Origin of the sequence: Nonomuraea polychroma (assembly GCF_004011505.1) — a bacterium.
Lineage (GTDB): Bacteria > Actinomycetota > Actinomycetes > Streptosporangiales > Streptosporangiaceae > Nonomuraea > Nonomuraea polychroma.
Map to the genome: position 1 here is coordinate 8708474 of NZ_SAUN01000001.1, position 15961 is coordinate 8724434.

The window sequence follows — 15961 nt, forward strand, 5'->3', positions numbered from 1 at the left end:
TGCTGATCGCTTCCCCCACAACGCAGAAAGGGCCCCGACACATGTGTCGGGGCCCTTCCTTCAAAGATTGTCCGGCGGTGACCTACTCTCCCACACCCTCCCGAGTGCAGTACCATCGGCGCTGGGAAGCTTAACTTCCGGGTTCGGAATGTAACCGGGTGTTTCCTTCCCGCCATAACCGCCGTAACCCTGAGAAACAGCACAGTCGTTTGCTGTCTCAGAATCACATAATGGACGCGAGCAACGACTTTCAACAAGTCTGCTTTGTGGTCAAGTCCTCGGCCTATTAGTACCGGTCAGCTCCACACGTTACCGCGCTTCCACCTCCGGCCTATCAACCCGGTCTTCTACCGGGAGCCTTACCCCTTCACAGGGAGGGAGACCTCATCTCAAGGCGAGCTTCCCGCTTAGATGCTTTCAGCGGTTATCCCTTCCGAACGTAGCCAACCAGCCGTGCATCTGGCGATACAACTGGCACACCAGAGGTTCGTCCGTCCCGGTCCTCTCGTACTAGGGACAGCCCCTTTCAAGTCTCCTGCGCGCGCAGCGGATAGGGACCGAACTGTCTCGCGACGTTCTAAACCCAGCTCGCGTACCGCTTTAATGGGCGAACAGCCCAACCCTTGGGACCTACTCCAGCCCCAGGATGCGACGAGCCGACATCGAGGTGCCAAACCATCCCGTCGATATGGACTCTTGGGGAAGATCAGCCTGTTATCCCCGGGGTACCTTTTAGCCGTTGAGCGACACCGCTTCCACATGCCGATGCCGGATCACTAGTCCCAGCTTTCGCTCCTGCTCGACCCGTCAGTCTCACAGTCAAGCTCCCTTGTGCACTTACACTCGACACCTGATTGCCAACCAGGCTGAGGGAACCTTTGGGCGCCTCCGTTACCCTTTAGGAGGCAACCGCCCCAGTTAAACTACCCACCAGACACTGTCCCCGATCCGGATCACGGACCAGGGTTAGACGTTCAAAACGACCAGAGTGGTATTTCACCAATGACTCCACCCGAACTAGCGTCCGAGCTTCCCAGTCTCCCACCTATCCTACACAAGACGCTCCAAACGCCAATGTCAAGCTGTAGTGAAGGTCCCGGGGTCTTTCCGTCCTGCTGCGCGTAACGAGCATCTTTACTCGTAGTGCAATTTCGCCGGGTCTGTGGTTGAGACAGCGGGGAAGTCGTTACGCCATTCGTGCAGGTCGGAACTTACCCGACAAGGAATTTCGCTACCTTAGGATGGTTATAGTTACCACCGCCGTTTACCGGCGCTTAAGTTCTCACCTTCGCCAACCGAAGCTGGCTAAGCGGTCCCCTTAACGTTCCGGCACCGGGCAGGCGTCAGTCCGTATACATCGTCTTACGACTTCGCACGGACCTGTGTTTTTAGTAAACAGTCGCTTCCCCCTGGCCACTGCGACCCCCACCAGCTCACAGAGCTAGCCTGATCACCAGCAGAGGTCCCCCTTCTCCCGAAGTTACGGGGGCAATTTGCCGAGTTCCTTAACCACAGTTCACCCGATCGCCTTAGTATTCTCTACCTGACCACCTGAGTCGGTTTAGGGTACGGGCCGCCACAACACTCGCTAGAGGCTTTTCTCGGCAGCATAGGATCATCCACTTCACCACAATCGGCTCGGCATCACATCTCACCCTCAACGTGTTGCGGATTTGCCTACAACACGGGCTACATGCTTACCCCAGGACAACCATCGCCTGGGCTGGACTACCTTCCTGCGTCACCCCATCGCTTACCTACTACCCCATCAGGCCGAGCGTTCAGCCTCACACCAGTCCCGAAGGACCAGCGGACTTAAGGACTCTTAGTATCAAGGGGTTCGATATGGGCGCGTTGAAGCGGGTACGGGAATATCAACCCGTTGTCCATCGACTACGCCTGTCGGCCTCGCCTTAGGTCCCGACTTACCCTGGCGGATTAGCCTGCCCCAGGAACCCTTGGTCATCCGGCGCGAGGGTTTCTCACCCTCGATTCGCTACTCATGCCTGCATTCTCACTCGCACAGCCTCCACAACTAGATCACTCTGCTGCTTCGCCGGCTGCACGACGCTCCCCTACCCACCCAGACCGCATAGGTCTGAGTGCCACGACTTCGGCGGTGTGCTTGAGCCCCGCTACATTGTCGGCGCGGAATCACTTGACCAGTGAGCTATTACGCACTCTTTCAAGGGTGGCTGCTTCTAAGCCAACCTCCTGGTTGTCTCTGCGACTCCACATCCTTTCCCACTTAGCACACGCTTAGGGGCCTTAGTCGGTGATCTGGGCTGTTTCCCTCTCGACTACGAACCTTATCGCCCGCAGTCTCACTGCCACGCTCTCACTTACCGGCATTCGGAGTTTGGCTGACGTCAGTAACCTTGTCGGGCCCATCGGCCATCCAGTGCTCTACCTCCGGCAAGAAACACGCAACGCTGCACCTAAATGCATTTCGGGGAGAACCAGCTATCACGGAGTTTGATTGGCCTTTCACCCCTACACACAGATCATCCCCCAGGTTTTCAACCCTGGTGGGTTCGGTCCTCCACCCAGTCTTACCTGAGCTTCAACCTGCCCATGCGTAGATCACTCCGCTTCGGGTCTACAGCATGCGACTCAAACGCCCTCTTCAGACTCGCTTTCGCTACGGCTACCCCACACGGGTTAACCTCGCCACACACCATAACTCGCAGGCTCATTCTTCAAAAGGCACGCAGTCACATCACAGCCGTCCCGAAGAACGGCTAAGCTCCTACGGCTTGTAGGCACACGGTTTCAGGTACTATTTCACGACCCCTCACCGGGGCACTTTTCACCTTTCCCTCACGGTACTCGTGCACTATCGGTCATCAGGGAGTATTTAGGCTTACCAGGTGGTCCTGGCAGATTCACACAGGATTTCTCGGGCCCCGTGCTACTTGGGATCCCCTCCAGCAGTCGACAAGGTTTCGCCTACCCGGCTCTCACGGTCTACGGCAGCCCTTCCCAGAGCTTTCAACTACCCCATCGATTTATCACTGCCCGGAGCAGCGGCAGCCACTCCAAGAAGGTCCCACAACCCCGAACGTGCAACGCCTGCCGGCTATCACACACGCCCGGTTTAGCCTCATCCGCTTTCGCTCACCACTACTCACGGAATCACTCTTGTTTTCTCTTCCTACGGGTACTGAGATGTTTCACTTCCCCGCGTTACCACCAACCGCCCTATACATTCAGGCGGAGGCAACACCACATGACTGGTGCTAGGTTTCCCCATTCGGACATCCCCGGATCAACGTCTGGTTGGCGACTCCCCGAGGCTTAACGCAGCCTCCCACGTCCTTCATCGGCTCCTGATGCCAAGGCATCCACCGTGTGCCCTAAAAAACTTGGCCACAAAGATGCTCGCGTCCACTATGCAAATCTCAAACAACAAACAGCAACCGGATCCCAGCCCGCAACGCGAGCTGTTCACCGGTCCTGTGTCCGAAGAAGACGAGCCATGCCCGTTCCTTCAGGACCCAACAGTGTGTCCAACCGGCACGCACTCCCGCAATCCCCGTTCCCACTCCGCTGTCACCAGCGGCGGTACTAACGGACAGGCAATGCATCCCTGCTGAGTAGCCAGTGCTCCACTAGTGAGCTGTCACGCGTCCCGGGCGTTCGCCGAGACCGCGTGAAAATGCTCCTTAGAAAGGAGGTGATCCAGCCGCACCTTCCGGTACGGCTACCTTGTTACGACTTCGTCCCAATCGCCAGCCCCACCTTCGACCGCTCCCCCCCTTACGGGTTGGGCCACGGGCTTCGGGTGTTGCCGACTTTCGTGACGTGACGGGCGGTGTGTACAAGGCCCGGGAACGTATTCACCGCAGCGTTGCTGATCTGCGATTACTAGCGACTCCGACTTCATGGGGTCGAGTTGCAGACCCCAATCCGAACTGAGACCGGCTTTTAGGGATTCGCTCCACCTCACGGTATCGCAACCCTCTGTACCGGCCATTGTAGCATGTTTGCAGCCCAAGACATAAGGGGCATGATGACTTGACGTCATCCCCACCTTCCTCCGAGTTGACCCCGGCAGTCCCCCATGAGTCCCCACCACCCCCGAAGAGGCGTGCTGGCAACATGGAGCAAGGGTTGCGCTCGTTGCGGGACTTAACCCAACATCTCACGACACGAGCTGACGACAGCCATGCACCACCTGTCACCCAGTCCGAAGAAGGATCTATCTCTAGACCTGTCCGGGTGATGTCAAACCTTGGTAAGGTTCTTCGCGTTGCGTCGAATTAAGCAACATGCTCCGCCGCTTGTGCGGGCCCCCGTCAATTCCTTTGAGTTTTAGCCTTGCGGCCGTACTCCCCAGGCGGGGCGCTTAATGCGTTAGCTCCGGCACGGAGATCGTGGAAGACCCCCACACCTAGCGCCCAACGTTTACAGCGTGGACTACCAGGGTATCTAATCCTGTTCGCTCCCCACGCTTTCGCTCCTCAGCGTCAGGTAAGGCCCAGCAAGCCGCCTTCGCCACCGGTGTTCCTCCTGATATCTGCGCATTTCACCGCTACACCAGGAATTCCACTTGCCCCTGCCTACCTCTAGCCGGCCCGTATCCACCGCAGACCCGCAGTTAAGCTGCGGGCTTTCACGGCAGACGCGACCAGCCACCTACGAGCTCTTTACGCCCAATAATTCCGGACAACGCTTGCGCCCTACGTATTACCGCGGCTGCTGGCACGTAGTTAGCCGGCGCTTCTTCTGCAGGTACACGTCAACTTCGTCCCTGCTGAAAGAGGTTTACAACCCGAAGGCCGTCATCCCCCACGCGGCGTCGCTGCGTCAGGCTTCCGCCCATTGCGCAATATTCCCCACTGCTGCCTCCCGTAGGAGTCTGGGCCGTGTCTCAGTCCCAGTGTGGCCGGTCGCCCTCTCAGGCCGGCTACCCGTCGTCGCCTTGGTAGGCCACTACCCCACCAACAAGCTGATAGGCCGCGAGCCCATCCCCAACCGAAAAACTTTCCACCACCATCCGATGCCGAAGGCGGTCATATCCGGTATTAGACCCAGTTTCCCGGGCTTATCCCAGAGTCAGGGGCAGGTTGCTCACGTGTTACTCACCCGTTCGCCGCTCGAGTACCCCGAAGGGCCTTTCCGCTCGACTTGCATGTGTTAAGCACGCCGCCAGCGTTCGTCCTGAGCCAGGATCAAACTCTCCAAACAATGTCTGTCCGGATGAATCATCCAAGCAAAACCGTCAAATATGACGGGGTCATACATGTGATGCACATGCACTGGCTTTTAACACACTGTTGAGTTCTCAAGAAACGGACGCGTTTTCCAGCGCTTCGTTTCGGTCTTGCGTCTTGCGTTATGTCTTAATTCTTTCAGCCGCCCGAATCCCTGTCAAATTGACTGGGCTTCTGGTACAACGCGCACAACACGCCAAGATCACCGGAGTGAAGGAGGAGTGGGTTGCGCCGCACCGCGTCGGCTCTTAAAGATTAGCAGCGCTCTCAGACCGCTCGGGACGGTTCGTCATCTTCTATGGACACAGAACGATCACGACCGAACATAGACTCCCCACGTGAGCAGCAACACGCCGCCACTGGCGAAGAAGATCCCGACTGAGCGTACCCACCACGGCGACACCTTCGTCGACGAGTACGCCTGGCTGAGCAACAAGGAAGATCCCGAGACCAAGGCATACCTGGAGGCGGAGAACGAGTTCCTCAAACAGCAGACCGCTCACCTCGCCGATCTCCAGGAGCAGGTGTTCCAGGAGATCAAGGGCCGCACCCAGGAAACGGACCTGTCGGTGCCGAGCCGCAAGGGCGCGTGGTGGTACTTCAGCCGCACCGAGGAGGGCAAGCAGTACGCGGTCTCCTGCCGCGTCCCCGCGGACAGCGAGGCGCCACCTGAGATCACCCCAGGCGTCAAGCTCGACCGTGAGCGGGTGATCCTGGACGGCAATGAGCTCGCCGACGACAGCCCGTTCTTCTCGATCGGCACCAGCTCCGTCACGCCTGACGGCACGATGCTGGCCTACTCGACCGACTACAAGGGCGACGAACGTTTCACCTTGAGGTTCAAGAACCTCGAGACGGGTGAGCTCCTGCCCGACGAGATCAGCGACATCTTCTATGGAGGCGCCTGGTCGGCCGACGGCTCGGCGTTCTTCTACACGCGCGTGGACGACGCCTGGCGCCCGTACCAGGTCTACCGGCACACCCTCGGCACCGAGGAGGACGTGCTGGTCTACGAGGAGACCGACGAGCGCTACTGGGTCGGCATCGGGCTGACGCGTAGCGAGCGCTATCTGGTGCTCGGCGCGGGCAGCAAGATCACGAGCGAGGTACGCATCCTCGACGCGACCGACCCCACCGGCGAGTTCCGTGTCGTCCGGCCCCGGACGACCGGGATGGAATACAGCGTCGAGCACGCCGGCGACTTCTTCTACATCCTGCACAACGAGAACGCCGAGAACTTCGAGCTCGCCACGGCCCCGCTCGACGATCCGGGCGCCTGGACCCCGATCATCGCGCACCGCGACGACACCAGGCTCCTGGAGATCGACGCGTTCCAGGACCACGCCGTGGTGCACTTCCGCCGCGACGGGCTGACGGGCCTGCGGATCCTGCCGTACCCGAGCACGATCTCGGACTGGCGGGAGCGCGTCGAGGCGGCCGAGCGGAACGCGTACGAGATCGACTTCCCCGAGCCGCTCTACGACGTCGGCCCGGCCGGCAACCCGGAGTTCAGCACCAAGCGGCTCCGGCTGGCGTACACGAGCATGGTCACCCCGCCCAGCGTGTACGACTACGAACTGGACACCCACGAGCTCATCCTGCTCAAGCGGCGCCCGGTGCTCGGCGGCTACGACCCGGCCGACTACGAGCAGTTCAGGGAGTGGGCCACGGCCGAGGACGGGACGAAGGTCCCGGTGTCGATCGTGAAGCGGAAGGACGCGAGCAAGCCCGCCCCGACCGTGCTGTACGGGTACGGCAGCTACGAGACCTCCATCGACCCGAGCTTCTCGGTGCCGAGGTTGTCGTTGCTGGATCGGGGGTTCGTCTTCGCCGTCGCGCACGTCAGGGGCGGTGGCGAGATGGGCCGCCGCTGGTACGAGGAGGGCAAGCTCACCAGGAAGCGCAACACCTTCACCGACTTCGTGGCCGTGGCCAGGCACCTGAAGGCGACCGGCTGGAGCGAGCGGATCATCGCCAGGGGCGGCTCGGCTGGCGGCCTGCTGATGGGCGCGGTGACGAACCTGGCGCCGGAGGAGTTCGCGGGTGTGGTGGCCGAGGTGCCGTTTGTGGACGCGCTCAACACCATTCTCGACCCATCGCTGCCGCTGACCGTGATCGAATGGGACGAGTGGGGTGACCCCCTGCACAACCCGGACGTGTACGCCTACATGAAGAGCTACACCCCGTACGAGAACGTGGACGGCAGGCCGTACCCGCCGATCCTGGCGATCACGAGCCTGAACGACACCCGCGTCCTCTACCACGAGCCGGCGAAGTGGATCGCCCGGCTGCGGTCGACCGCGCAGGGCGGCCCCTTCCTGCTGAAGACGGAGATGGGGGCGGGCCACGGCGGGCGCAGCGGCCGGTACGACGCCTGGCGCGAGGAGGCGTTCGCGCTGTCCTGGATCATCGAGAGAGGCACGTCATGACGTATCAGGCCGACGAGCGGCGCTACGAGCGCCAGCCGTACAACCGCAGTGGCCGCAGCGGGCTGAAGTTGCCCGCGGTCTCGCTGGGCCTGTGGCACAACTTCGGCGACAACCGGCCGATCGAGAACTCCCGGGCGATCCTGCGGCGGGCGTTCGACCTCGGAGTGACGCACTTCGACCTGGCCAACAACTACGGCGTGCCGTACGGCTCGGCGGAGAAGAACTTCGGCCGGATCATGCACGAAGATTTCCGCAAATATCGGGACGAGCTGGTGATCTCCACCAAGGCCGGGTACGACATGTGGCCCGGCCCCTACGGCGAGTGGGGCTCCCGCAAATACCTGCTGGCCAGCCTCGACCAGTCGCTCGAGCGGATGGGCCTGGACTACGTGGACATCTTCTACAGCCACCGTCCCGACCCGGAGACGCCGCTGGAGGAGACCATGGGCGCGCTGGACCGGGCGGTGCGCTCGGGCAAGGCACTGTACGCGGGGATCTCCAACTACTCGGCCGAGCAGACCACCCAGGCGGCGCGGATCATGCGGGAGCTGGGCACGCCGCTGCTCATCCACCAGCCGTCGTACTCGATGATCAACCGATGGATCGAGGACGGGCTGCTGGACGCGGTGGAGGAGGCGGGGATGGGCTGCATCGTGTTCTCGCCGCTGGCACAGGGCGTGCTGACCGACCGTTATCTGGACGGGGTGCCGGCCGACTCGCGGGCCGCCACCAGCCGCTTCCTCTCCCCCGACCGCGTCGATGCGGAGCTGGCGCGCGGTCTCAACGAGATCGCCAGGGGCCGGGGGCAGACGCTGGCTCAGATGGCGTTGTCGTGGACGCTCAGGGACCCGAGGGTGACGAGCGTGCTCATCGGCGCGAGCAGCGTGAAGCAGCTGGAGGACAACGTGGCCTGCGTCGACGGCCCGGCCTTCACCGAGGACGAGCTGCAGGCCATAGACAAGATCGCCGGGCCCACTTCGTCGTCCCGGCGATGATTCACAGGGCCTCGTGCCGCTGGAGGTAGGTGAAGGAGGCCCAGCCGGGCAGCACCGGCAGCCAGAACGTGAGCAGCCGGTACAGCAGCACGGCGGACGTGGCCACCGCTTGCGGCACGCCTGCCGCGATCAGCGCCAGGATGAGTGCGGTCTCGACCGCGCCGAGCCCGCCGGGCGTGGGCGCGGCCGAGCCGATCGCGTTGGCCGTGAGGTAGACGACGGCGACGGCGGTGAAGCTGATCTCACCGCCGAACGCCGCCACGCAGGCGTGCAGGCAGGCCACGAACGCGAGGGTGATCATGAGGGTGCCCACGCCCGCCTCGATCATCTTGAGCGGCGACTGCAGCACGTCGAGCAGCCGCGGCAGCACGTTGCCGAACAGCTTGCGCAGCCGCGAGGTGATCATCCGGCGCACCGGCGGCACGCCCAGCACCACGACGACCAGCAGCGCGACCGCCAGCAGCGCCACGACCAGCCCGCGCGACGGCGTGAAGGAGGTGGTGGTGGTCGAGCCGGTGATGTAGGCGAAGAGCAGCAGCAGCGAGATGTGGAAGACCAGCATGATCAGCTGCGAGGCGCCCACGCTGGCCACCGCACTCGCCGGCGTGATGCCGCGCTTCTGCAGGTAGCGCGTGTTGATCGCGACCCCGCCCACGGCCGGCGGCGTGACGAGCTTGACGAACGAGGACGCGAACTGCACGAGCACGGTACGCCAGAGCGGCAGCGGCTCGGGCACGAATCCCCGCAACATCAGCGCGGCGGCCACGAAGCTGACGAACGCGGCGACCAGCGCCAGCCCGGACCAAGCCCAGTTGGCCGTGGTGATCACCTGGTAGACGTTCACCTCGCTGAGCTGGGAGAGCACGATGTACGCGGCGATCGTGCTGGCGATGATCGTGATCAGCGTGCGCGGGCGGAACCGTTCGAGGCGTACCTCCTCGACCTTGCCTACCGGCTTGAGCGCGACGATCTGCTCACGCAGCGCGGCCAGCAGCTGCTTCTCCTTGGCCAGGGCCGAGCGGGTCTCCCTGGTCAGCGCGATGCGCTGGAGCAGCGGCATGGCGGCGGCCAGCGCCTCGGGGCCCATCACGGCGGCCGCGGCCCGCACCGAGCGCTCGGGACCGACACGCAGCGCCAAGTACGTCAGCAGCTGGGCGACGTCGAGCCGGAGCAGCAGGTCGCCGGCGGCGATCTCGCCGCTGCGCGCGTCGGTCAGCACGACGCGTCCGGCCCGGTCGAGGTGGATGCTGTCGCCGGTGAGCCGCCGATGCGCCAGGCGCTGGATCTGCAGCAGCTCGACCTGCTCCCAGATCTGGGCGAGCAGCTCGTCGTCGATCTCCGCGTCGGGCACCTCGTCGAGGGGGCGCGTCTCGATGTGCTCGTACGCCAGCAGCGCGGCCTCGGTGCCGATCTCGCTGGTGCCGAGCAGCCGGGGCGTGCTCGCGCCGGCCGCCTGGGCGGCGTACGCCATGAGCGCCTCGCGCTCCAGCTCGGCCCTGAGCGACCTGATGGCCCGGCGCCTGGTCTCGGAGTTGAGCCTGATGCGCCGCCACAGCCGGTACGGCAGCCCGGCCACCTGCCGGTCACGGTCGAGGACGGTGACGTCGAGGCTGCTGCCGTCCTTGAGCCCGATGGCGTAACGGCGGCTGCCCTGGTAGTCGTCCTCGACCCGCCGGGCCGACACCACCACGAACGACAGCTTGCGTAGCGCGGACACCACGGCGCTCCCCGGGGGCCTGGTGTTGGGGCTGCCGACGCCGTACAGGGTGGCGTAGCCGATGGCCATGCCGACGACCACGGTGACGATGGCGCTCGGGAGCGTGATCTGCCGGCCGGAGAAGAACGCCAGGATGTACAGGGCGATCGTGGTCCACATCAGCATGCGCCAGGTGGGGCGGCGCGAGATGCGGACGGCGGTGGCGTACGCGACGACCGAGGTGAGCAGCGTGTTGAGCGGCTCGATGTCCCGATCGCCGGTCAGCAGCACACGCAGGTCGTCGAGGTTGCCGCCGACGAGCCACTGCCCGAGCAGGAACGACCCGGCCATGCCGATGATGGCGGCGATCAGCCCTTCGGCGACCCGCAGGCCGTCGCGGTGGAAGACCCGCTCGACGGCGAACGCCGCGGGCACCACGAGCACGGCCGCGCCGCCGAGGAAGGCCGCGATCCTGGGGAGCAGCGGTACGAGCTCCGCGCCTTCCTTCACGTCGGCCTCGAGGCCGATGAGCGTCTGCTTGGCGACGAGGGCGAGCAGAATGACCGCGCCGAGCACGATCAGCGTGGCGAAGAAGCGCAGCAGGTCGGAAGGACGCCGCAGGCGCTGGGGCAGCAGCGGCTCTACGACGTAGACGTCGTTGTCCGCGCGCGACTCGGCCACGGCTGGGTCCTCCTCCGCGAGGTCCGCCGCGTCATCTCTTTCCCTGATTTCGGCCACCGTCAGCGATTCTGCACCTTCCCGGCCGGACCGTACGATCTCTAGCTTCCAGTGTCGTCAATCGAGAGGCCGCGCAGCAAAGCTACACGGTGGAGCTCCAGCAGTTCACTCAGATTCCGCGACGTAAGCTGAGTCCCATGTCGGGCGAACTCAAGGTTTTGGGGGCATGTCCGCTGGACTGCCCGGACACGTGCTCCTGGATCGTGACCGTCGACGACGGCAAGGCGGTCAAGCTACGCGGCAACCCCGACCACCCGTACACGCGGGGCGCACTCTGCGTGAAGGTCAACCGTTACCTGGAGCACACGCAGGCCGCCGACCGCATTCTCCACCCGCTGCGCCGCACCGGGCCCAAGGGCTCAGGCCAGTTCGAGCGCATCACGTGGGAGGAGGCGCTGGAGGAGATCTCCGTACGGCTGCGTGCCATCGTCGAGGAGCACGGCGGCGAGGCGATCTGGCCCTATCTGGGCACGGGCACGCTCGGCTACCTGCAGGGTTGCGAGGGTGTGGCGGGCCGGCGGTTCTGGAACGTGCTCGGCGCCTCCAAGCACTTCCTCAACATCTGCGCGGCGGCCGGCGGCAGCGGCCTGCACCGGACGAACGGCACCCCGGCCGGCATGGACCCGGAGAATCTCGCGCTGGCCAAGCTGATCCTGCTCTGGGGCACCAACACGCTGACCAGCGGCCACCACCTGTGGAAGTTCATCCAGGATGCCCGGGCGAACGGCGCGCACGTGGTCGCCATCGACCCCATCCGCACCAGGACCGCCGACCAGGCCGACGAATACCTGCCGATCCGGCCGGGCACGGACGCGGCCCTCGCGCTCGGCCTGCTCAACGTCGTGCTGGCGGAGAACGCGCAGGACGAGGAGTTCCTGGCCGAGCACAGCGAGGGCTGGCCGGAGTTCCGCGAGGAGATCCTGCGCCACCCGGTCGGAAAAGTGTCGGAGATCACCGGCATCCCGGCCGCGGACATCCACAGTCTGGGGATGAAGCTGGCCCACACCCGCCCGACCGCCATCCGCGCCACGATGGGCATCCAGCGGCACGCGGGCGGCGGCACGGCGTTGCGCACGATCGGCGCGATCCCCGGCGTCACCGGCGACTGGCGCCACCCCGGCGGCGGCATCGCCTACTCCACCAGCGGTCACGTGCACCTCGACATCGACACGCGCGAGGACCTGCTGGCCAAGCCGGTCCGCACGCTGGTCATGACCAAGCTGGCCTCGCAACTCGATGACGTGAAGTGCCTGTGGGTGTACGCGGCCAACCCGCTCGGCTCGACCCCCGACGGAAACGCGATCAGGCGGCAGCTCGCCCGCGAGGACCTGTTCACGGTCGTCATGGAGCAGTTCCCGACCGACACCGTCGACTACGCCGACATCGTGCTGCCGGCCACCATGCAGACCGAGCACTACGACCTGCACGCCGGATACGGGCACATGTACCTGCTGTGGAACGAGCCTGCCGTAGAGCCGGCCGGCGAGTGCCTGTCGACGACGGAGACGTTCCGGCGGCTGGCGGCGCACATGGGGCTGACCGAGCCGTCGTTGTACGACTCGGACCTGGAGCTGGCCGAGCAGCTGCTGTCCAGCGGGCATCCGTCGCTGGAGGGCATCACGCTTGACCGGCTACGCAAGGAGGGCTGGGTGCGGATGAACTATCCCAAGCCATTCATCCCCTTCGCCGACGGTTTCCCGACGCCGTCGGGGCGGCTGCGTTTCCCGCGGGCCGGGCAGGCGTACATCCCGCCCCACACGGCCCAGGCGGAGCGTTCGCCGTACCCGCTGGCGCTGGTCACACCGGCCGCGCACACGTTCCTCAACACGATCTTCGGCAACAACCCCGAGCTGCGGCGGCGCGCCAAGGACCCGGTGGTGCTGGTCAACCCGGCCGACGCGGCGGCCCGCGGGCTGGTGTCCGGTCAGCGGGTACGGGTGCACAACGACGGCGGCGAGTTCCTGGCCGACGTGGAGATCAGCGACCGGGTCGCGGCCGGTGTGGTGGCCTCGCCAAAGGGCCGCTGGCCGAAGCTCAGCCCCGGCGGCGCCAACCCGAACGCGGTCGTGGCCGAGCGGGACGCCGACATGGGCAAGGGCCCCGGCTACCACGACAACCTGGTCGAGGTCAGCCCAGCTTGAGCTTGTAGCCCTCGTGGGAGGCCGTGAAGCCGAGGGAGTCGTAGAAGCGGTGGGCGTCGTCGCGTGACTTGTCGGACGTGAGCTGCACCATGGCGCAGCCGCGGGCGCGGGCCCGGTCGATCGCCCACTGGATCATCTTGCGCCCGAGCCCTTGGCCGCGCGTGGAGGCGGCGACCCTGACGGCCTCGATCTGGCACCGCTCGGCGCCCAGCCGCGACAGCCCGGCCAGGTAGGTGAGCTGCATGGTGCCCACCACCTTCCCGTCCCGCTCGGCCACGATCAGCTCGTCGTAGGGGTTGGCGTCGATCCGGTCGAAGGCGGCCAGGTAACGCTCGTCGGCGGGGTCGCCCTCGCGCTGCGCGCCGAGCGGGTCGTCGGCCAGCATGGCCACGATCGCGGGCACGTCCTCTTTGCGGGCCTGGCGGAAGAGCAGGGACAGCACGTAGTGCGACTCCAGGAGGTCGGGCCCGGACTCCCGGGCGATCACGCCGACCTTCCCGCTCGGCACGAATCCCTTGCGGGCATAAAGGGCGCGGGCGGCATGGTTGCCGTCCACGGCCCAGAGCCGCATCTCCTCAGCCCCGGCGGCACGGGCCCAGGCGACGGCCTCGTCGACCAGTCGCGAGCCCACGCCCGCGCCCCTGGCCTCCGGCGCCACCCACATGGACACCAGATGGGCCCCGGACTCCTCCAGGCGCACGCACACGAGCCCCACGTCCACACCGTCGCCGGTCGCGGCCACCCACCACTGCGACTGCGGATCTCTCAGCCACTCGGCCCATTTCTCCGCCGGGAACTCGGCCTCACTCTCATAGGTGGCCCAGAAAGAGTCCGGCGCGTCCCGCAGAGCCCGCAGCCGCACCTCGCGCAGCCGCGCCTGATCCCCCACGCCAAGGGGCACGATGACGATTTCCCGCATGTCCAAATCATGTCAGGGACAGCTCAGGGTCCGTCCCCGATGCCCCCAAGGGATCCCAAAAGGCACGATTACCACATGAACGAAATCAGTCGACGCGATGAGGTCTCGCTTTCGGGCGCCGCCCTGCGTGGCGCCCCTTGGAAGGCCGCCGCCATCGGCGGCGGCGCGGTGGGCGCGGTCAGCTTCGGTCTAGGGGCGCTCACAGGCACTGGCGATCTGGTGTGGGCGCTGGGCCTCGGCATCAGCCTGTTCGCCCTGATCGCCGCGATCGGAGCGGTGGCCAAGCCGAACGAGGGCGATCGGGTGACCCGCCAGGCCCGCGTGTGGTCGCTGCGGCACCCGTGGAAGTTCTCGCTGTTGCCCGCGGGCATCACGGCGGTGCTGGACTACCCGGTGCAGCTGGTCCTGGACGGCGAAGGGGTGTTCGGCTCGGCCGTGGACGCGCTGTGGCACGGCGCGCTGGTCTACCTGATCGCCGGCATCCTGACGCTCACGATGCAGGGCCGGGCGCGCTCCGCCCAGTGACCCGCATACGTCGTCAGGCGGTCCCCGCCTCCCGTTCGGCCTGGCTCCGGCACACGCAGAACTCGTTGCCCTCCGGGTCACGCATCGTCACCCAGCCGCTGCCATCGGGCTGGCGAAGGTCGTCATAGACGGTCGCCCCCAGCCCGATCAGCCGCTCCACCTCCTCGTCCCTGGTCCTTCCTTCGGTGCCGTTGACGTCGAGGTGCAACCGGTTCTTCACGGTCTTGCCTTCGGGCACGCGGATGAACAGCAGGAACGGATCCCGCTCGGTCCGCAGCATCACCTCGTCGTCGCCCGGCTTGTCACCCTCTCCCAGGGGCAGCCCGGTCGCTTTGCTCCACCAACTGGCGATCTCATAGGGGTCGGCGGCGTCAATGGTGATGCCATGGATTTCGATCATGACGCCACCCAACCCGACACCACCGAAAACGTCAAGCTGGTGTCAGTCCCACCAGATGGTGACCCACCGGTCCCTGGGCACCGGCCACATGCCGAGCTCCAGCACCGTCTCCGCCACTTCCGCCGCCCTGGACGGATCGAGGCAGACCCGCCGGCAAGCGCTCTCCGCCAGCTCCTCCAGCGACGTGAAACGTTCCAGTGGAGCCTCCCTCTCCTCCACCCGCACGGGGTAGCCGAGCGCCGCCGCCAGCGCCACGCAGTCCTCCGCGATCGGTCGTACGGGCCTGTCGACCCCGTGGAAGTGCTGCCACAGCGGCGTCATCCAGCTCATGGGATGGCGATGCGGCAGCTCCAGCACCACCCGGCCGCGGGTGTGACCGTCGAGCGCCCGCAGGAAGTCGGCCAGGTCCGGGACGTTGTAGACCACATGGGCGGAGATGGACACGTCGGCCACCGGCACCCGGTCCGCCACGTCCGGCCAGCGCCCCTCGATCGTCGTGACCGGCACGCCTAGCTTGTCCGCCCTGAGCGTGAGCCCCTCCAGCATGGGAGCCGAGGTGTCCACCGCGTAGAGGTGACCGATGCGCCGGGCGAGCGGCAGTGAGGAAGCACCCGGGCCCGACCCCACGTCGAGGAGCATGCCCTGGTCGGGCAGGGCCTCGGCCAGCCGCGTCATGGTGGGACCGTCATCGGGCTCGGCCAGCGCCCGATCCGTACGCGTGCCGAATCGTTCAGGCGAGTGGCTCCACGGATCCGCGGGTGCCTTGGCCAGGATCTCCTCGGGGATGGCCCAGGATTCCAGTCGCTCCCGCCACCTGGAGGCGAGTTCTTCGGCGTCCATGGAGACGAGCATGCCATGCATGACTGGGGTTACTCGCGGGTAGCATTTCAGATAAGGTTACT

At 65.3% G+C, this 15961-nt stretch carries 8 protein-coding genes, 3 rRNA genes and 1 pseudogene; 4 read left to right on the forward strand and 8 right to left on the reverse strand.

From position 1 onward, the window contains the following. Positions 1-69: 69 nt before the first annotated feature. The 3 genes from rrf to EDD27_RS39965 form a co-directional block, all read right to left on the reverse strand. A 5S ribosomal RNA gene (rrf, locus tag EDD27_RS39955) occupies positions 70-186 on the reverse strand. Between the two features lie 80 nt (positions 187-266). After that, a 23S ribosomal RNA gene (locus EDD27_RS39960) occupies positions 267-3371 on the reverse strand. Between the two features lie 298 nt (positions 3372-3669). After that, positions 3670-5190, reverse strand: a 16S ribosomal RNA gene (locus tag EDD27_RS39965). Together the 16S, 23S and 5S rRNA genes form the textbook arrangement of a ribosomal RNA operon. A 364-nt stretch (positions 5191-5554) precedes the next feature. Between EDD27_RS39965 and EDD27_RS39970 the strand changes: the two genes are divergently transcribed. Both EDD27_RS39970 and mgrA read left to right on the forward strand, forming a co-directional pair. Beyond that, positions 5555-7645, forward strand: a complete 2091-nt coding sequence (locus EDD27_RS39970) for a S9 family peptidase (protein WP_127937000.1) — start codon at positions 5555-5557, stop codon at positions 7643-7645. Beyond that, positions 7642-8640 (forward strand): L-glyceraldehyde 3-phosphate reductase, encoded by a 999-nt coding sequence (gene mgrA / locus EDD27_RS39975; protein WP_127937001.1) that lies wholly within the window; start codon positions 7642-7644, stop codon positions 8638-8640. The genes EDD27_RS39970 and mgrA overlap by 4 nt, the downstream gene beginning before the upstream one ends. A 1-nt stretch (position 8641) precedes the next feature. Here mgrA and EDD27_RS39980 read toward each other — a convergent pair whose 3' ends face one another. Continuing rightward, on the reverse strand, positions 8642-11074 hold the full coding sequence (locus tag EDD27_RS39980; protein ID WP_241564511.1) for a lysylphosphatidylglycerol synthase transmembrane domain-containing protein: 2433 nt from the start codon (positions 11072-11074) through the stop codon (positions 8642-8644). Between the two features lie 137 nt (positions 11075-11211). On the opposite strand from EDD27_RS39980, the gene EDD27_RS39985 reads away from it, so the two are divergent. Beyond that, the gene (locus EDD27_RS39985; RefSeq protein ID WP_127937002.1) at positions 11212-13215 is read left to right on the forward strand and encodes a molybdopterin-containing oxidoreductase family protein; all 2004 of its coding nucleotides are present in this window, start codon (positions 11212-11214) and stop codon (positions 13213-13215) included. Here the strand turns inward: EDD27_RS39985 and EDD27_RS57240 are convergent. Both EDD27_RS57240 and EDD27_RS57245 read right to left on the reverse strand, forming a co-directional pair. Continuing rightward, positions 13202-13600 carry a GNAT family N-acetyltransferase gene (locus EDD27_RS57240; RefSeq protein ID WP_241564900.1) on the reverse strand — a complete coding sequence of 133 codons (399 nt, stop codon included), beginning with the start codon at positions 13598-13600 and terminating at the stop codon, positions 13202-13204. The two genes, EDD27_RS39985 and EDD27_RS57240, sit on opposite strands and share 14 nt — an antisense overlap. 120 nt (positions 13601-13720) lie before the next feature. Beyond that, positions 13721-14134, reverse strand: a pseudogene (locus EDD27_RS57245) (N-acetyltransferase family protein); the annotation flags it as partial. Between the two features lie 75 nt (positions 14135-14209). Between EDD27_RS57245 and EDD27_RS39995 the strand changes: the two are divergent. Then, entirely contained in the window at positions 14210-14659 is a 450-nt protein-coding gene (locus tag EDD27_RS39995; RefSeq protein WP_164903994.1) for a hypothetical protein, read from the forward strand. A 13-nt stretch (positions 14660-14672) separates the two neighbouring features. On the opposite strand, the gene EDD27_RS40000 is transcribed toward EDD27_RS39995, so the two are convergent. Then, positions 14673-15059 (reverse strand): VOC family protein, encoded by a 387-nt coding sequence (locus EDD27_RS40000; RefSeq protein ID WP_127937004.1) that lies wholly within the window; start codon positions 15057-15059, stop codon positions 14673-14675. A 42-nt stretch (positions 15060-15101) separates the two neighbouring features. Next, positions 15102-15899, reverse strand: a complete 798-nt coding sequence (locus tag EDD27_RS40005) for a class I SAM-dependent methyltransferase (protein WP_241564512.1) — start codon at positions 15897-15899, stop codon at positions 15102-15104. Positions 15900-15961: the final 62 nt, after the last annotated feature.